Annotated in this window: 18 protein-coding genes, 1 tRNA gene and 1 pseudogene; 14 read left to right on the top strand and 6 right to left on the bottom strand. The window is 39.7% G+C overall.

Translation table 11 applies throughout. The features are described from left to right. From OLM45_RS02280 to OLM45_RS02260, 5 genes are all read right to left on the bottom strand, one after another. Nucleotides 1–1038, bottom strand: coding sequence for a 3'-5' exonuclease (locus OLM45_RS02280; protein WP_264511610.1), 1038 nt, complete (start codon nt 1036–1038; stop codon nt 1–3). Nucleotide 1039: 1 nt separating this feature from the next. Further along, nucleotides 1040–1657 (bottom strand): alpha-ketoglutarate-dependent dioxygenase AlkB family protein, encoded by a 618-nt coding sequence (locus OLM45_RS02275; RefSeq protein WP_264511608.1) that lies wholly within the window; start codon nt 1655–1657, stop codon nt 1040–1042. Between the two features lie 180 nt (nt 1658–1837). Continuing rightward, a tRNA-Asn gene (locus OLM45_RS02270) sits at nt 1838–1911 on the bottom strand. Between the two features lie 83 nt (nt 1912–1994). Then, entirely contained in the window at nt 1995–3341 is a 1347-nt protein-coding gene (gene rseP, locus OLM45_RS02265) for an RIP metalloprotease RseP (RefSeq protein ID WP_264512906.1), read from the bottom strand. 75 nt (nt 3342–3416) lie between these two features. Continuing rightward, complete coding sequence (locus OLM45_RS02260) at nt 3417–5336, bottom strand: M1 family aminopeptidase (protein ID WP_264511606.1); 1920 nt, start codon at nt 5334–5336, stop codon at nt 3417–3419. 189 nt (nt 5337–5525) lie between these two features. Here OLM45_RS02260 and serS point away from each other — a divergent pair, with 189 nt between their 5' ends. The 12 genes and pseudogenes from serS to OLM45_RS02205 all read left to right on the top strand — a co-directional run bounded on the left by serS (nt 5526) and on the right by OLM45_RS02205 (nt 15308). After that, a complete protein-coding gene (gene serS / locus OLM45_RS02255) occupies nt 5526–6797 on the top strand; it encodes a serine--tRNA ligase (protein ID WP_264511603.1) in 1272 nt (423 codons plus the stop codon). Nucleotides 6798–6873: 76 nt separating this feature from the next. Then, a complete protein-coding gene (locus OLM45_RS02250) occupies nt 6874–8649 on the top strand; it encodes a tetratricopeptide repeat protein (RefSeq protein WP_264511601.1) in 1776 nt (591 codons plus the stop codon). A gap of 83 nt (nt 8650–8732) precedes the next feature. Beyond that, the gene (locus tag OLM45_RS02245) at nt 8733–9056 is read left to right on the top strand and encodes a DUF4286 family protein (RefSeq protein ID WP_129460463.1); all 324 of its coding nucleotides are present in this window, start codon (nt 8733–8735) and stop codon (nt 9054–9056) included. Between the two features lie 187 nt (nt 9057–9243). Beyond that, a complete protein-coding gene (locus OLM45_RS02240; RefSeq protein ID WP_264511600.1) occupies nt 9244–9717 on the top strand; it encodes a nucleotidyltransferase in 474 nt (157 codons plus the stop codon). A gap of 12 nt (nt 9718–9729) precedes the next feature. Continuing rightward, nucleotides 9730–10509: a 16S rRNA (adenine(1518)-N(6)/adenine(1519)-N(6))-dimethyltransferase RsmA gene (rsmA, locus tag OLM45_RS02235; protein WP_264511598.1), complete on the top strand. Its 780-nt coding sequence runs from the start codon at nt 9730–9732 to the stop codon at nt 10507–10509. Next, nucleotides 10499–11851: a magnesium transporter gene (gene mgtE / locus OLM45_RS02230; RefSeq protein WP_264511596.1), complete on the top strand. Its 1353-nt coding sequence runs from the start codon at nt 10499–10501 to the stop codon at nt 11849–11851. Before rsmA ends, mgtE begins: the two co-directional genes overlap by 11 nt. Before the next feature lie 54 nt (nt 11852–11905). Beyond that, nucleotides 11906–12853, top strand: a pseudogene (locus OLM45_RS02225) (2-hydroxyacid dehydrogenase); the annotation flags it as partial. Beyond that, nucleotides 12845–13264 (top strand): VOC family protein, encoded by a 420-nt coding sequence (locus OLM45_RS13245; RefSeq protein ID WP_413614194.1) that lies wholly within the window; start codon nt 12845–12847, stop codon nt 13262–13264. The pseudogene OLM45_RS02225 and the gene OLM45_RS13245, both read left to right, overlap by 9 nt. Before the next feature lie 57 nt (nt 13265–13321). Then, a complete protein-coding gene (locus OLM45_RS02220) occupies nt 13322–13660 on the top strand; it encodes a TM2 domain-containing protein (protein WP_264511594.1) in 339 nt (112 codons plus the stop codon). 13 nt (nt 13661–13673) lie between these two features. Next, nucleotides 13674–14078, top strand: coding sequence for a DUF2752 domain-containing protein (locus OLM45_RS02215; protein ID WP_129460468.1), 405 nt, complete (start codon nt 13674–13676; stop codon nt 14076–14078). Further along, nucleotides 14075–14521, top strand: a complete 447-nt coding sequence (locus OLM45_RS02210; protein WP_264511592.1) for a hypothetical protein — start codon at nt 14075–14077, stop codon at nt 14519–14521. The genes OLM45_RS02215 and OLM45_RS02210 overlap by 4 nt, the downstream gene beginning before the upstream one ends. After that, nucleotides 14505–15308, top strand: coding sequence for a M48 family metallopeptidase (locus OLM45_RS02205; protein ID WP_264511590.1), 804 nt, complete (start codon nt 14505–14507; stop codon nt 15306–15308). Before OLM45_RS02210 ends, OLM45_RS02205 begins: the two co-directional genes overlap by 17 nt. A 45-nt stretch (nt 15309–15353) precedes the next feature. On the opposite strand, the gene OLM45_RS02200 is transcribed toward OLM45_RS02205, so the two are convergent. Next, nucleotides 15354–16394, bottom strand: a complete 1041-nt coding sequence (locus OLM45_RS02200; RefSeq protein WP_264511588.1) for an aldo/keto reductase — start codon at nt 16392–16394, stop codon at nt 15354–15356. 135 nt (nt 16395–16529) lie between these two features. Between OLM45_RS02200 and OLM45_RS02195 the strand changes: the two genes are divergently transcribed. Both OLM45_RS02195 and OLM45_RS02190 read left to right on the top strand, forming a co-directional pair. Continuing rightward, nucleotides 16530–17210 (top strand): response regulator transcription factor, encoded by a 681-nt coding sequence (locus OLM45_RS02195; RefSeq protein WP_264511586.1) that lies wholly within the window; start codon nt 16530–16532, stop codon nt 17208–17210. Beyond that, nucleotides 17207–18571 (top strand): sensor histidine kinase, encoded by a 1365-nt coding sequence (locus tag OLM45_RS02190; protein ID WP_264511584.1) that lies wholly within the window; start codon nt 17207–17209, stop codon nt 18569–18571. Before OLM45_RS02195 ends, OLM45_RS02190 begins: the two co-directional genes overlap by 4 nt. Nucleotides 18572–18638: the final 67 nt, after the last annotated feature.

Here is an 18638-nt window from a genome sequence, read left to right as displayed (position 1 = left end):
TTATTCTATTGTTACAGTATTAATGTCTCCAATGTTAGGAAAATTGTTTCTGCAAATTAAAAATAAATTTGTTTTGGCACGTGTAAATGCAACATAATAATCATTTTCAGTTACAATATTTGGTCTATTTGCTATGTTCCAAGAATAACTATCAAATTCTGGAATAATCACTGTATCGAATTCTGTTCCCTTTGATGATTTAAAGGTTGTAATATGAACTCCAGCTAGACCTTCAAAGTTTTCATTTTCGTTCTGATATTTGGTAACTTCAATATCTTCATTAAGATTTTCTCTTATTTGGGCGTAAAATGTTTCTACTTGCGCAGCAAATGGGACAAGAATTGCAATATTATGCGTGTCGCTATTGAAATCATTAATTATTTCTATAATTTCATTGACTTGGTCTTCAATGTCCCAACCAAGATTCAATTTCATAATTGGTTTTAAATTCGTCTGATTTGCACCATTTATTGTATTCTGAGGAATCATAAAATTTGGAAATACCGACCTCGTAAAAAGAAGTATTTCTTTTGAATTTCTGAAATTTCTATTTAAAGTTATTACTACATTGTCATTAAACTTTGTGTCACTTGAAAACCATGTTAAAAGTTCATCGAGCTTTTCTTTAGTTAAGTACATACTCTGTCTTTCATCCGCTCCATATGAAATATTTGTTGAATAGTTAAAAAACCTTTCGAGTTTAGCCTTTTCAATATCTTGTCCTTCGTCAATTATTATTTCGTCATAATCTGTAGCATTATGCGTTAACCACCAAAACACTCTATCTATATTATCTCCAGCATCTTCATCTTGTGTATTAGCAGAAGCTCTTAAATAATGTTCGAGAGTTTTTGTGTAAGTTAGTAATAAGCTATTCCTTATTCCTGTTGAATGATTTCTTATGTGTCTCCAAAGGCATACGACACTTTTACCTGTTCCAGGCCCGCCCGATAAAGCAAGTGGAGAGTTTTCATCAACTGCTCTTTGCTGGTCAATTGTTAATTCGGTTATTAATGGTAAATTGAAGTAATATGGCATATTATTTTTTTATCACTCTAAAGGTCAAATTAATTCTCTCGTTTACTGGTTTTTTAGTTTTAGGTACCTGATGTTGCCAATAGTGCTGTAATTCCCCTTCCATTATAAGTAAACTACCATGTGTAAGCTCAATAGAAATTTTTTCTTTTGTTTCTTTATGTCGAAGTTGGAATTCTCTAGTTGCTCCAAAATTAACAGAAGCAATAATAGGATTCAGCCCTAGTTCTTTTTCTGCATCAGTATGCCAAGAAATTGAGTCACTTCCATTTCGATAACGATTTAGAAGAACACTATTAAAAATTACATCAGTTTTTGATTCAACTTGATTTTTAATATCTAACAGTTCCTTTGTCCATTCCAATGATTTTAATGTAATTCCTGAAAATGAATAAGGTTTATCATTATCGCCATACCAAGCGGTAAGTCTAGGGAAAAGTAATTCTTTCCCATACATATTCATTTTTTCCTGTTTCCATTCAATAGATTCGAGTAATATTCTAAAATAATTGTCGCTTAAACTTTTATTGAAAAACTGTTTAATGAGCAGATATTTCCCATTACGAATTAAGATTCTTTCGTTTTCACTTTTTGGAGAATTAAACAAATCCAGTTGGTCCATATTTCAAATGTACGATTTTAAAAATTCAAACCAAATCAAGCTCATTGAGTTCGATAAAACTATTTATATGGTTTAACAAATATAAGTAAAAAAGATAAGTGGAAAATAAGAGTACACTTAGAAAGTACACTTAAGGAAATAAAAAAGGGTCTACATTTCTGTAAACCCTTTCGAATTAAGCTCCCCCTCTTGGGCTCGAACCAAGGACCCTCTGATTAACAGTCAGATGCTCTAACCAACTGAGCTAAGGAGGAAGATGTTATATCTTTTAAGCGGTTGCAAAGATAAGACGGAATTTCATTTATGCAAACATTTTTCGAAAAAAAATCAAAAAATTTTACTTTCCAAAAATGGCTTTGTACACGTCGTTACCATTAGCAAACAGTAGTAATCCAATAAGAATCACAAAACCAACCATTTGGGCTTTTTCCAAAAATTTGTCGCTGGGTTTACGGCCGGAAATCATTTCGTACAATAAGAAGATCACATGACCGCCGTCTAAGGCTGGAATGGGTAATAAATTCATAACCCCCAACATAATCGACAAGAACGCAGTGATGCCCCAAAAGGCTTGCCAGCTCCATGTAGAGGGAAATACTTTGAAAATCGCACCAAAGCCTCCCACGCCTTTGTAGGCGCCTGTACTCGGGTTGAAAATGGCTTTCAATTGACGGCCATAACTCGTTAGTTGATTAATGCCCGTTTCAATACCAATTGGAATGGATTCGAAAAAGCTGAATTTTTCATGTTGGATGGTATAAAGTCCCATTTTTTCCATGTCCTCAGCCGGAATCACAGAAGCGTAGGCAATCCCCATTTTCCCTTCTTTGTTGATGGTTACGTTAAGAGGTGTAACTACATTATTTCTTTTTACAACCACAGCAACCTTTTTACCCTTGTTTTCTTTTAAAAGCGGCAAAACTTGGTCTACATAAGTTATTTTTTGACCGTTAAATTCGGTCACAATATCTTTTTCTTTTAAAACCGATTTGTTGGGTGAATTGGCGGGAACTTCCGAAATAATGAATGGAATACGCAAGTTGACCAACACCCCTTTTTCGGTTTTCATCAATTGGTCGATCAGATTTTCAGGCATTTTCAGCACGGTATCTTTCCCTTGACGGTTGATGGTAATCTCTTTGGCCAAAACCAAATGTCCGGCAATTTCATTGTAGCGTTCTATCGGTGCTTTGTCAATACTCACAATTTTATCCCCATTACGAAGACCGGCTTTCTCAAGTACAGGGTTGGTAATCCATAAACCTTGTTTGATGTCGCTAGTGGCAATGTATTCTTGGCCATAGTAAAACGTCATACCAATGTAAATGATAAAGGCTAAAATGAAGTTCACGATCACACCACCCAACATGATAATTAAGCGTTGCCAAGCCGGTTTGGAGCGAAATTCCCAGGCTTGAGGTTCGCCCTGCATTTGCTCGGTGTCCATCGATTCATCGATCATTCCGGCGATTTTGACATACCCGCCCAGTGGCAACCATCCAATGCCGTATTCGGTTTCCCCGATTTTCTTTTTCAGTAACGAAAATTTGACATCAAAAAACAGATAGAATTTTTCTACCCGTGTTTTAAAAAGTTTGGCAGGGATGAAGTGCCCCAATTCGTGAAGAACGATTAATATCGATAAGCTCAGTAAGAACTGACATAATTTAATTGCAAATTCCATGTATCCTTTTCCTAATTCAATGAGGCGCAAAAATAGTATTTTTTGCCCCCTTTATTTTTATGCGTGTAATGAATTCTAATTTTTTATCAATTTTTTATGAAAGACGCCCTCGTTGGTCGTAATTTTCACTTGATAGGTTCCGCTGGCCAACGCACTCATATCCCATTCATAGGCCTTGGTTTCCAACACCATTTGTCCCAAGGTATTGTAGATTGTTACGGTTTCTAAGGTAAAATCATTCGGCATTTGCAAATGGGCCGTTTGATGTGTTGGGTTGGGATAAACCGCCAAGGCATTGCTGTTGACAAAAGTTTCATTGCCCAAAGTAGCCGTACTGTTTTTGGAAATGATATGTTTTTTAGGGTCAAATTGCACACCTGTTACGGTAAAAGGCACATTCACTAAAAACTCTTCTCCGTCAAAAGTATTATTCAATACGACATCCAAAGTTTGTCCACCACTTCCGGTCAAACGAACAGGAACGGGCATTTCAAAATAGGTTACACTCGCATTGGATTGGGTTTGATTAATGGTGATTTTGGCTTGACCACCGCCCCAGTTTTGAGCGGTAATGCTGTAAATAGGATAACCTTGGTTGTACACCCAGTCGTTAAAAAATTCGGTTAGACTGCTGCCATACACCGTTTCCAAATGCGCTTGTAATTGCGGGGTTTGTGCATATTTAAAGGCCAATGCCGGATCTGCCAAGTAATTTTTTAATCCTTGAAAAAAGACGGCATCGCCCAATTTGAACCGCAACATGTGTAAGACCATGGCGCCTTTGTTGTATGACAAACGACTACTAAAAATACGGTTGGCATTTAAGGCTTCGGTATCGGTTAAGTACACCGCTCCACCCGTTTGTGAAGTAATGTTGTTAATCATATTGGTTTTGTCTGCGATGAACGCCGACTCGCCGTCAAAATTCTCAATAACCATTGAGGCCAAATAGGTGGCAAAACCTTCATTTAACCAAATGTCTTTCCAAGTTCCACAGGTCACTTTATCGCCAAACCAATGGTGCGCGAGTTCGTGGGCAATCAATTGACGACTGAAATTATTCATGAAAGATACGGTAGTGTGTTCCATACCACCGCCCCAACCAAACTGGGCATGTCCATATTTTTCAGTGTGAAAAGGATAGGTTTCAAATGTTGTTTCAAAAAAGTCCATAATGCCAATTGTTTCATCCATTTGTGCTTGGGTGTTGGCATTGAAGTTTTCAGGATAAACATAATTTACGATCGGGAAAGTATTGGGAGGCGTTCCTGCCGTTTGGGTATATACGGTATAATTGGTCACCGCAAAGCAAATTAAATAAGCCGGAATCGGATATCCATGGTGAAAATGGGTGGTTTTTAATGAACCATTTATGGTTTGGGATTGCTCTAAACCATTCGCCACAGCTACATATTGTGAAGGTGCCGTGATGAAAATGTCAACGGATTCAATTTTATCATTCAAATCTTGTTTACACGGCCACCAATCGCGCGCGCCAAAGGGTTCAGATAAAGTCCACATTACCGGAGTTCCCGCATGAGTAGCTGCTTCAAAAGAATCAAATCCGCTGGGCGGCGGAGTGCCGTTGTAGGTGATTTCTACAGTTGCAGAAGTCCCTGCTGTAACGGTTGAAGGCAACGTAATGACCAATTCTTCGGAGGTATTTTGCACAAAGGCCAAGTTGGTCGTATTCTGTTTTACTGCCGTTACGGTCAACTCGTTCATCAAGTCAAACGTCACGGTATTCATGTTTTGTAAGGCTGTAAACGTGGTGGTGACTTTCCCGCTCACAGTGGGTGAGGAGGGGTTTACCGTCAATTCAATTTTGTGGTAGGTTACATCGTAGTTAGCCGTGTTGGGATTAATAGCCACGCTCATTGTTGCCGAAGCCGCTTTACGCTCAGCATTCACCATTTCGTTAAATTCTTCAGAATTGGTTTGCGCTAGTCCAAAAACACTACTAAACAATAGGGGTAAGAAGTAGATTTTTCTCATGGGTTTATTCAGAAATTTTTGCGAATGTATGAAAAATAACAGCATACTATTGATAATCAATTGCTAAAATGCGGTATTAAATTGACAAATTTCAATTCTACAGCAATCAAAAAATGGCCTGTTTTACATAAACAATTATCGGAAGCAATTCCCTAACTTTGCCCACTGAAATTTAACACCCATAATCACATGTTACAGATTGCTGTTATTCGAGAAAATCCTGAGAAGGTAATTGCGGCGCTGAACCGCAAGCACATGGATGCCAAAGGTATCGTAGAGGAGATTTTACAATTGGATGAAAAACGCCGCAGTTCGCAAGCGTCGTTAGATAACGTATTGGCCGAATCCAACAAGCTGTCCAAAGATATCGGGATGTTGATGAAAAATGGCGAAAAAGCCAAAGCGGAAATTCTAAAACAAAAAACGACGAATCTTCGAGAAGAAAGTAAAGTTTTATCCGAGCAATTGGATGCATATGCCACTCAATTAACGGAGAAATTATATTTATTACCCAACCTTCCTGCAGATATTGTGCCTGATGGAAAAACGCCTGAAGAAAACTTGAATGTATTCCAAGAAGGCGACATTCCCGTGTTGCATGAAGGGGCATTACCGCACTGGGAATTGGTAAAAAAATACGATATCATCGATTTTGAATTGGGCGTAAAAATTACGGGTGCAGGTTTCCCTGTGTACAAAGGTAAAGGCGCGCGTTTGCAACGGGCTTTGATTTCGTATTTCTTAGATAAAAATACCGAAGCGGGTTACCAAGAATACCAAGTACCGCATTTGGTGAATGAAGCCTCAGGCTACGGAACGGGTCAGTTACCCGACAAAGAAGGTCAGATGTACCATGTGGGTCTGGATGATTTGTATTTAATTCCGACTGCTGAAGTTCCTGTAACCAATTTATTCCGAGATGAGTTGTTGAATGAAGCTGATTTGCCGATTTTGTGTACAGGATATACGCCTTGTTTCCGTCGTGAAGCGGGTTCGTATGGCGCACACGTTCGTGGGTTGAATCGCTTGCACCAATTTGATAAAGTGGAAATCGTGCGCATCGAACATCCGGATAATTCCTATGCGGCTTTAGACGGAATGGTAGACCATGTAAAAAATATTATGCGCGAATTGAAGTTGCCGTACCGTATTTTACGTTTGTGTGGTGGGGATATGAGTTTCGCTTCGGCCTTAACCTATGACTTCGAAGTGTTCTCAACGGCGCAAGATCGTTGGTTGGAAATTTCTTCGGTATCAAATTTTGAAACTTTCCAAGCGAATCGTTTGAAATTGCGTTTCAAAGGAAAAGACGGCAAAACGCAATTGGCACATACATTGAACGGTAGTTCGTTGGCGCTTCCTCGCGTGATGGCCGGAATCATCGAAAACTACCAAACTCCCGAAGGGATTGTAATCCCTGAAGTATTGCGTCCGTATACCGGATTTGATATCATCAACTAATATTCGTTAAGAAACCTTAAAACATGTACTAGACTGACACTTTTTGTGTTATTTTAGTACATTGTTTTTTTATCCTATGAAACGATTTCTATTTTTCATTGTTTTCGGTCTGTCCCTGACTGCCTTCGCTCAAAACGAGCAGTTGGCCCAGAATTATTTTGACCGGGGCGAATTTGAAAAAGCGCTCGTGAGTTATGAGGAATTATTAAAATCACAGCCACACAATTTCAATTATTTTCAACGCACGGTGGAATGTTATCAGCAATTGCAGCAGTTTGATAAAGCTGAGAAGTTGATTTTGGAACGCTTGGAAATGTATAAACAAGGGAGTTTTTTGGTAGAATTGGGGTATAATTTTCAATTGCAAAAAAACACCGAGAAAGCCAAAAAGTACTACGAGCAAGCCTTGGATAAGATTCGGAAAAACCACAATGAGGTGTTCCAAATTGCCTATGCATTTGATAAAAAAAGTTTGACCGATTACGCGATTCAATCCTATGAATTGGCGTTGACACTCGAACCCAAATACAACTTTAATTACCAGTTGGCGTTGCTGTATGGACAAAAAGGCGACTTGGATACCATGATCGAGAAATTTTTGACGGAATCCTACAGTAATCCACAGAGTTTAGTGATGGTGCAAAACCAATTGTCGCGTTTTATGAATGAAGAGGCAAATGTAACCTTCAACGATGCCTTACGCAAAGCTTTACTTGGTCGCATTCAGAAAACACAGGATTTGTTTTGGAATGATTATTTGAGTTGGTTTTATGTCCAACAAAAAGAATACAGCAAAGCCTTTATCCAACAAAAAGCCATTTACAAACGCAGTCCGGAATCGTTTTCCAATATTGTGAATTTGGCGCAATTGGCGATGACGGAAGGCGATCAAGAAGCTGCCCAAGAGATTTTGCAATTTATTTTGGAAAACACCAAAGACTTGGATTTGCAAATCAAGGCGCATACGTATTTGATTGAGTTGCGTATCAAAAAGGCACAGCCAGCCGACTATCCCGCGATTGCTCAGGAATTGGATTTGCGCATCAAGCAATTTGGGGTAAGTCCGTATTCCCTTTCGCTTTTACAATTGAAAGCTAAATTTGCTGCTTTTCAGCAAAATGATACTGAAACCGCCAAGTTCATTTTGAAAAATGCTTTGGAAATGCCTTTGAAACGCGAGGAAATTGCTGAGGTAAAAATGGATTTAGCGGATATTTTATTGTTGGAAGAAAAGTTCAATCAAGCCCTAATTTATTACGCGCAAGTTGAAAATGAAGGTGGTAATAGTCCGACAGGACAAGAAGCGAGTCTGCGTGTAGCTAAAACCAGTTATTACAAAGCCGATTTCAAATGGGCCGAGCACCAATTGAATGTGTTGAAGTCGGCGTCTACCCAGCTGATCGCCAATGATGCCATGGATTTGTATTTACTTATTAGTGACAATACCGTGGCGGATTCGACCCAAACGGCCTTAAAGAAATTTGCCCGTGCTGATTATTTGCTGTACCAAAATAAAAAGGCAGAAGCATTGCAGGCGTTTCAAACGATTTTGAAAGAACACAAAGGGCAGGAAATCGAACCCATTACGCTTCTTCGCATTGGAAAATTAGAAGAAGAACAAAACAATATTCCGCAAGCCATTGCGAGTTACCGTCAAATTATTGACCAACATAAAGAATGCATTTATGTAGATGAAGCGACGTATTTTGCTGCAGAATTATACAATAAAACAGGGGATGCTGAAAAAGCCAAACCGCTTTATGAAGACCTTATTTTGAACCATGAAGACAGCATTTATTATGTGGATGCCCAGAAGAAATTCAGACGTCTTCGCGGAGACAAAGAACTCTAAGGAATTATACATTTTGAATTATAAATTGGAAATGTAAATCGGGACGAAAACGCCCTTTGCATTAAAGAATTTAAAAAACATACATGATACTATACAATGTAACCATTAACATTCACGAAAGCGTTCACGACCAATGGATGCGCTGGATGCAAACCAAACACATCAACGACGTATTGGCGACAGGAAAATTTTCTTCGGCGCGTATGGTCAAAGTATTGGTGGAAGAAGAAATGGGCGGGGTTACTTACGCCATTCAATACACTACCGATAGCATTGAAACGTTGCAGCGGTATTACGACGAAGATGCCGCACGTTTACGTGATGAAGGTCAAAAATTGTTTGGTGACAAAATGTTGGCCTTCCGCACGGAATTGCAATTGATTTCGGAGCATTTTCAAAATAATTAAATCCTATGGAAATTCGTTTTACCACCAAAGAAGAAAGCAACGCCCAGCGACAACAGGATTTTTTGAATCGCTCCAAAGCGGAGCGAGTACAAGCTTTTTTTGCCTTATGTAGACGAATGAAATCATTTCCTCTAAAGCATGAACATGCTTCAAAAAAGGATAACTTTGTAATTATAATTAATTCAAAATGAACCGTAACTGGGTACATAATATCGATCAATTTATTGCGTCTGCTCAGCGTAATGGAGTGCGGATGCTCATGGTTGGCGGTGGAGCTGTAAACTTTCACGGTTACCAAAGACATTCTGCAGATGTTGATTTTTGGATTGAAACTACAACTGAAAATTTCAAACGATTAATTGCTGTTTTCCAAGAACTCGGTTATGAAATAGATGCTTTTCCTCAAGACGTATTGGAAGGCAATCAAAATATATCTGTAAAATTTTCTCCAGAAGATTTGGATTTGGAATTGATTACACGTTTTTCCGTTAACAAATCCTTTGATGAAGCTTATGAATCAAGTGAGTTGGTAGTAGTTAATGAAAATGAATTTTTGCAATGGAATGTACTGTCCTTAGATGATTTAATTACGAGCAAGTTGAAAGCTGCTCGCCCTAAAGACTTACTGGATGTCCAACAGTTACGTCAAATAAATTCTTAATACAACCTACCCATGAATCAAGTTAGAGCCAAAAAACATTTAGGTCAGCACTTCCTGACCGACGAGACCATTGCCTGTCGCATTGGTGATACCTTGACTTTGGAAGGGTATGATACGGTACTGGAAATCGGACCCGGAATGGGTGTTTTGACCAAGTATTTGTTGGAAAAAGAAGTGGATACTTATGTGGTGGAAATCGATACCGAATCGGTTGACTATTTGGAACAACATTATCCCAAATTACACGGAAAAATTCTGTCTAAAGATTTCTTGAAACACGATTTTTATAAAGAATTTGATGGAAAACCTTTTGCCATTACCGGCAATTTCCCCTACAATATTTCGACGCAAATTGTATTTAAAATGTTGGAAATGCGCGCGCGTGTTCCCGAGTTTTCTGGGATGTTTCAAAAAGAAGTAGCCGAACGTATTTGTGAGAAAAAAGGAACGAAGGCCTACGGAATTTTGTCCGTCTTAGTGCAAGCCTTTTACGACGCCGAATACCTGTTTACGGTTTCCGAAGACGTCTTCAATCCACCTCCAAAAGTGAAGTCGGGTGTGCTTCGTTTGATCCGAAAATCCAATTACCATTTGGACTGCAATGAAAAAATGTTGTTCAATGTGGTAAAAACCGCCTTTAATCAACGCAGAAAAACGCTTAGAAACAGTTTAAAATCCTTAAATTTGCCCGATTCTTTGCGGGAAGATTCTATATTTGACCTTCGACCGGAACAATTGTCCACCGAAGATTTTATCGAATTGACCCGAAAAATTGAGGCCTATGCAGTTTAAAATCAGTAAAGAATTACTGGATCAAATCGACAATTTGATTCTGCACAATAAGGAGCGTGAACTGCACGACCTCCTTAGCGAACTGCATTATGCCGATATCGCCGAGATCATGGAAGAACTCGATGATAATCAGGCTTCCTACATCTTTAGCATCCTCGATTCTGAAAAAACAGCCGATGTCCTCATGGAAATCGACGAGGAACTCCGTGTAAAAATTCTTAAACGGATGTCGGCGAAAGAGATTGCCGAAGAAATCGACGAACTCGATACCGACGACGCTGCCGATATTATTGCCGAACTCCCTCAGAGCAAAAAAGAAGAAGTAATCTCCGAGCTCGAAGACGTTGAACACGCCAAAGACATTGTGGATTTGTTGCGCTATGACGAAGATACTGCCGGGGGTTTGATGGGTAAAGAGCTGGTGAAAGTCAATGAAAATTGGAATGTACTAACCTGTGTCAAGGAAATGCGCTTGCAGGCCGAAAATGTTACGCGTGTCCATTCCATTTATGTGGTCGACGATGACAACCGACTAAAAGGACGTTTGTCGTTAAAAGATCTATTGACCACTTCGACCAAAACACCCATTAGCGACGTCTATATTAAAAAAGTAGATTACGTTCGTGTGAATACGTCCAATACTGAAGTGGCGCGGATCATGCAGAAATACGACTTGGAAGCCATTCCCGTGGTGGATGAAATGGGCCGACTCGTAGGGCGTATTACCATTGACGATATCGTAGACGTGATTAAGGAAGAAGCCGACAAAGATTACCAGTTGGCGGCCGGTATCTCGCAAGACGTTGAAGCAGATGACAGCATCTTGGACTTGACACGAGCGCGTTTGCCATGGTTGGTACTTGCCTTGTTTGGCGGATTTATCTCCGTACATACACTTGGGTTGTTCGAACCCGCCATGAAAGAACACGGACAGTTGTTCTTTTTTACCCCATTAATTGCCGCGATGGCCGGAAATGTGGGCGTACAATCCTCTGCGATTATCGTGCAAGGTTTAGCCAATAACTCCATTAGCGGTTCGTTGTGGAACCGACTACTTAAAGAAATTTCTCTTTCGTTGTTAAACGGAATCATCTTAGCTACTATCTTGTTTTTGGGAAGTCATTTTCTCCTAGGTTATGCCACGCAAATTGGCGAAATCATTGCCGTAGCTTTGATTTCTGTGATTGTTATTGCTTCGTTGATTGGAACGTTTATTCCGTTATTATTGGATAAAATGGGGATCGACCCGGCATTGGCCACGGGACCTTTTATCACCACAAGTAATGACATTTGCGGGATTTTGATTTACTTCTCCATCGCTCGTTTGATTTTAGGATTCTAGGTCCGATTTCCAATTCCCCTTTCTTATCTTTGTTTGGAATCAAAAGCACATGTTTTGAAACCATCCGCTATTCGTATTTTACATTTGGATTCCAATCATCCCTTGCTTTGGGAACAATTGGAAGCTACCGGTTTTTTGAATGAAGCCGATTATACCTCAGACAAAGCCACTGTGGAAGCCAAAATTGCCCACTACCACGGCATCGTTATCCGCAGTCGTTTTACAATTGACAAAACCTTTCTCAACGCAGCGACCCAACTGCAGTTTATTGCTCGGGTTGGCGCCGGATTAGAAAGCATTGATATCGAATATGCCCAACAAAAAGGCGTTCATTTAATTGCCGCTCCTGAAGGGAATCGCAATGCGGTGGGCGAACAAGCTTTGGGGATGTTGTTGTCCTTAATGAATCAATTGAATCGTGCCGATCGTATGGTGCGCCAAGGGCAATGGGTGCGCGAAGGAAACCGCGGGTATGAGTTGGAAGGCAAAACTGTTGGGATTATTGGGTATGGGAATATGGGGAAATCGTTGGCCAAAAAACTGCAAGGTTTTGAGGTTAAGGTGCTTTGTTATGACATCCAAGAAAATGTAGGCGATGCATTTGCCCAACAAGTCGATTTGGCCACCTTACAAGCCGAAGCCGATGTGTTGAGTTTGCACATTCCCTGGACGCCCGAAACAGATAAAATGGTGAACGCTGCTTTTATACAGCAATTTGCCAAACCCTTTTGGTTGATCAATACTTCGCGTGGGAAAAATGTAGTGACTGCCGATTTAGTCACGGCCTTGGAATCGGGGAAAATATTGGGAGCAGGTTTGGATGTGTTGGAATATGAAAAACTCTCGTTTGAAAGTTTGTTTACCGAGGACAACCGCCCCGAAGCATTAGCCTATCTTTTACAATCAGAAAAGGTTTTGTTGACGCCGCATATAGCGGGATGGACTTTTGAAAGTCATCAAAAATTAGCCCAAACCATTGTAGATAAAATTAAAATGCACTACGGATTGGCCGAGCAAATAGTACCCGAACAACCCCGTGTAACCGGCTTGGGTGGGTTTTTCTTTAAATCCAACGATCCAAAAGCATTGCGCGAATGGTACGGAACACATTTAGGAATTCCGGTGGATGATTACGGTTGGTCATTTTGGTGGAAAGACGCTCAAGGGCAAGATGCCATGACGCAATGGTCGCCTTTTGAGGCGGGATCGGACTATTTTCAACCCAGTGAAAAACCGTTTATGCTAAATTATCGAGTAAGTGATTTGGAAGGATTGTTAGAAAAATTAGCTGCCCAAGGTGTAACAATAGTGGGTGAACCGCAGTCGTATGACTATGGAAAGTTTGGTTGGATTATGGATCCTGAAGGAAACAAAATCGAACTTTGGGAACCAATAGATCGTGTTTTCAAATAATTTTCTTACTTTAGAACCGACAAGCTGAAAAATTATATCAACCTAAAAACAAAAATTATGGATTCACAAAAAGTAGACATGTTCATGATGGCTAATTCAAAATTCTTCGAAGCACATCATTTACCTGCTATTCGCGAGCGTTTATTAAGTTTGGACGAGTCAAAATGGGCTATGGTTCAAACTACTCAATTCAAAGACCCAACCACAAGTTTAATTATTTCTTTATTAGCGGGTGGTTTAGGAATTGACCGTTTCTACATTGGAGATACGGGATTGGGTATTGCGAAGTTATTAACCTGTGGTGGATTAGGAATTTGGAACATTGTGGACTGGTTCTTAATCATGGGTGTAACACGTGAGAAAAACATGGAAAAATTCCAAAACGCTTTATACTAAAAGCTAAAAAAATATGACCCGAAATCGGTTGTACACTATCGTCATGATTGTCTCCATTTCGGGTTTGTTTTATTTAATTTACAGTTATTTTAGAGATCCAGATACCGGTGTTGGTTTATGCCTTTTCAAAAATGCAACCGGTTATCCTTGTCCGTCTTGTGGTACAACCCGTTCAATAAAACATTTGTACCAAGGCGAATTTTACAAAGCCATGATGACCAATCCATTGGGTTATGTAATGGCAATTGTTATGCTTGTCGTACCGTTTTGGGTAGGCTATGATTATGTTACCCGTAAATCGGGATTCTTTTATTTTTATCAAAAGTCAGAGGCTTTCCTTCGTAAACGCCCTGTTGCAATTGTATTAATTGGCTTGGTTCTTGCCAATTGGATTTGGAATATTTATAAACAGCTATGATTCAAAACCTCAATTTTCCCTACAAACCCTCTGAGCACGAAGCCGAAAAAGCATCCAACAGTTATTTGATGTCTTTAGTTGCTTTGGTTGCGGGTTTGCCGTTGCCTATTATCAATTTAATAGCCACGTTTTTCTTTTTTATTGCCAACCGTAAAGGTACCTATTTTGTGCGTTGGCATTGTACCCAAGCCTTGTTTTCCCAAGCGGGCTTGTTGTGCATGAATAGCTTTGGTTTCTGGTGGACCATTGACATTATTTTTTACAATTATCCGATTTCAGGTTCGTACTTCGCTTATCTTTTTACGGTAATTCTATTCAATATCACCGAATTTATATCGACCATTTATTTAGCCGTGACTACCCGAAAAGGAAAACACGTCGAATTGTGGTTTTTTGGTCCTTTAACAAATTTAATCTGTAAGCCCGATGCAACAGCTCAATAAAGTTATCATTCAAGGAATTGTCCTTTTGGCCTTATTTTTCGGTTTGTTTTTTGGGTTATCCCAAATCGATTTTATCAAAGTATTCCATATCAAGGAAACCAAATTGAATACCGCAAGTAAATTGGGCGATGTGCTTTGGAAACAAGTAGAATCTAGTGAAATCATTATCCATAATGATACCTTACAAAAAACCTTGGATTCTTTGATTTCCCCAATTCTAGAAGCCAACGATATCCCAAAAGATTCCATTCATTTGCACCTTGTCGAAAACAGTCAGGTGAATGCCTTTGCCATGCCAAATAATCACTTGGTGGTGTATACTGGTTTGATCAAAGATTGTAAAAAACAAGAAGCGCTACAAGCGGTTTTGGGTCACGAAATTGCGCACATTCGCAAGAATCACGTGATGCAAAAGTTATCCAAAGAAATCGGGTTGTCGGTTTTACTATCGGCCTCAGGCGGGAATGGCGCATTAATTCGTGAAATACTCAAAACACTTTCTTCATCGGCGTATGATCGCGCGTTGGAAAAAGAAGCTGACTTAACCGCGGTTGATTATTTGATGAAAGCCAACATCAACCCGAAACCCATGGCTGATTTCATGTACCAATTGGCCCAAAAAGACGTCATGCCCGACGGTTTTGGTTGGATTTCAACCCATCCCGAATCGGAAGATCGCGCCCAATATATCCTCAGTTATTTAAAAGGTAAAAAAATAGGCAACAAGCAAATGCTCAGCTCAAAAGGCTGGGAAACGTTTAAAGAACGAATTGCGGAGGAAGACTAAAAGTAAAATAAAAAAACCTGACACTTACGTCAGGTTTTTTGTATTTTAAGGAGCAGGGTTGGGATGCAATTCCTGTATTTTTTGAATGCCGGCTAACACGTCATCAGAGAGTTCGATCGAAAACGCATCGAGGTTTTCTTTTAATTGTGCCAAACTCGTAGCGCCTACAATTGTTGAGGTTACAAACGACTGACGGTGCACAAAGGCTTCCGCCAATTGCACCAAAGATAGTCCGTGTGCTTCGGCCAATTCTTTATACAAACGCGTTGCGGTAAAACAGTTTTCGTTGGTGTAGCGCGTGAAATTGGGGAACAACTTCATTCGCGAATTTTCGGGATAGCCGTTTAAATATTTTCCTGATAAAAATCCGAAAGCCAAGGGAGAATACGCCAATAAGCCTACACCTTCGCGGTAGCACAATTCGCTCAATCCCACTTCAAACAAGCGATTCAACAACGAATACGGATTTTGAATCGTGGCGACGCGTGGTAATCCATGACGCTCACTTTCTTGTAAGAAACGCACCACGCCAAACGGATTTTCATTGGAAACGCCAATATGTTTGATTTTCCCTTCTTTGATTAAACCGTCAAAAACCTGTAATACTTCCAAAATATTGTCTTGCCATTGGGTGTCAAATTCGGTTAACCCGCGTTTCCCAAACATATTCATTACGCGTTCGGGCCAATGCATTTGGTACAAATCAATATAATCGGTTTGGAGGTTTTTCAAACTCAAATCTACCGCTTCGTGCAAACTCTTTTTGGAAAAATCCAACGGCTGACGAATGTATTCCATGCCGCGGTTGGGTCCGGCAATTTTCGTCGCCAACACCAATTTCTCGCGTTCACTCGCCCCAATTTTCTTAATCCAAGTCCCAATAAATCGTTCGGTACTTCCAAAGATTTGTGCATTCCCGCCGATGGGGTACATTTCGGCCGTATCAATAAAATTAATGCCGCGCTCAATGGCGTAATCCAACTGGTCATGGGCTTCAGCTTCGGTGTTTTGGTTACCAAAGGTCATCGTGCCGAGGCAAATTGTACTCACTTTCACATCGGTACGGGGAAGAGTCGTGTATTTCATGGTTTGGGTGATTGAGGCACAAAAGTACACATTTCTAAAAAAGGCGGTTAACGAACTTTTGTTAAACAAACCTGAAAAATACATGGAAGCGATACTTGAAATATGTAAATTTACTTTTTTATAAATCCGCAAGTCATGAAAGCCCTTTTAATGGAAGATGATTTGGTGTTGTCCAAAGAAGTGGTTCACTTTTTACACCAAATGCAGTTTGAATGTGATGCCGTTTTTGATGGAGAAACCTTTTTTCGCCAACAGAAATCAGGGGGCTATGACATTTATTTATTAGACATCAATGTGCCTAAAATTAACGGACTCGATGTGTGTAAAAAAATCAGGGAAACGGATGCGACAACGCCCATTTTGATGTTGACCGCTTACCGCGATATTCAAGACAAACTGGATGCGTTTAATATGGGCGCCGACGATTACTTGGTGAAACCGTTTCATTTTGACGAGTTGTTTGTGCGCATTCAAGCCTTATTGCGTCGCAGCAGTCAGCCCCAAGAAGCCAAAGAATTGATCGTTATCGGCGATTTAGAAATAGATGTTCGGGAACAATCAGCCAAACGAGCCGGTCAGAAAATCGAGTTGACGCCGAAAGAATACCAACTTTTACTGGTATTAGCAAAAGCCAACGGACGGACCTTGTCCAAACATTCGATTTCGGAACAAATGTGGGACAATCATTTCGATAGTAATCTTAATACGATTGAGGTGTACATTAATTTTTTACGCAAAAAATTGGATAAAAATTTTGAAACCAAACTCATCCATACCCGCCCAGGATTTGGGTATTATTTAGCGGAACAAGCATGACCTTAAAACGAAAAATTGCCATCAATGTATCTATTGCCTTTTCGATTTTATTCGGATTGGCGGCCACTTACATTTATATCAGTTTTTCCAATTTTAGGAAAGAAGAATTTAAAGATCGCTTGACCGAAAAAGCCTTGACTACCGCCAAGTTGTTATTGGAAGTAAAAGAAATTGACAACACCATTCTCAAGTTAATCGATCAAAACACCATCAACAAACTCTACAACGAAAAAACCTTGGTGTTTGATGGTCAGTATAAATTGGTGTACCAAAGTTTGGACGATTCCAAAATCAAGTATACCAAGGACGATTTGGTGCGCTTGAACAATGAAAAATCGTTTTATAAAGTCAATGGTGACCAAGAGCTTTTAGGGATTTATTTGCCTTTTGAAAACACCGATTACTATGTGTTGATTTCAGCGCAAGACAAATACGGATATTCTAAGATGCAGTACTTGTTGTATTCCTTGATTATTACGTACATCATCAGTATTACGCTGGTTTGGTTGCTGACCTATTTTTTCATCAAAAAATTATTGCAACCCTTGGATGAATTCCAAAAAACAATCACGACCATTTCTGCGAATGCATTAAATATTCATTTGGTCGAAAACCAAAGTCACGACGAAATCAATTTGTTGACCAAAGCGTTTAACCAGATGTTGAATCGTCTGGAGTTTTCCTTCAATACCCAAAAAGAATTTACGTCCAACGCCTCTCATGAGTTGTATACACCGCTTACGCGAATTTCATTGCAGTTGGAAAACTTAATCAACGCGGGCAACCATCCCCCAGAAACCGAGCAGTATTTAAAAAACATCAATAACGATGTGCACCAAATGGCGGATTTGATTAATTCCTTACTCTTGTTGGCCAAATTAAATCAGGATGAAATTGGCAAGAAATTGGAAACGTTACGCGTGGACGATTTGGTTTTTGATGCTTATAGTCAGATGCAACGCAACTTCCCTGATTTTACTATGCATTTTGAATTGGAAGATAACGAAGCGGTTGACAATGCCTTCGAAATTCACGGGTTTAAATCCTTACTGCAAATCGTCATTGTGAATCTTTTAAAAAATGCTTACTTATATTCTGAAGATAAAAAAGCCACCGTATTGATTCAGCAACCCGATGCTTCAACCACGCTTGTTACGGTTACAAATTCAGGGGAAACAATAACTGCAGAGGAGCAACATAAATTGTTCCAACCTTTTGCGCGGGGAGAAAATTCGGCCAACATTCATGGCTCTGGATTGGGATTGCGGATTGTAAAACGAATTTTGGATTTTCATGAAGCCGAAATTCAGTATACTGCAGACGGCAAAACGAATCAATTTCAAATCGTATTTTCAGCCTAAAATTTCATTTAAGGTAAAATTAAGTCGGTTGTAAGGTCACTTTAAGGTGGATGCCGAAATTTTGTAT

The organism is Flavobacterium sp. N1719, assembly GCF_025947045.1.
GTDB classification, from domain to species: domain Bacteria; phylum Bacteroidota; class Bacteroidia; order Flavobacteriales; family Flavobacteriaceae; genus Flavobacterium; species Flavobacterium stagni.
Note: the sequence above shows the minus strand (reverse complement) of the source record. Positions and strands in the feature narration are given on the sequence as shown.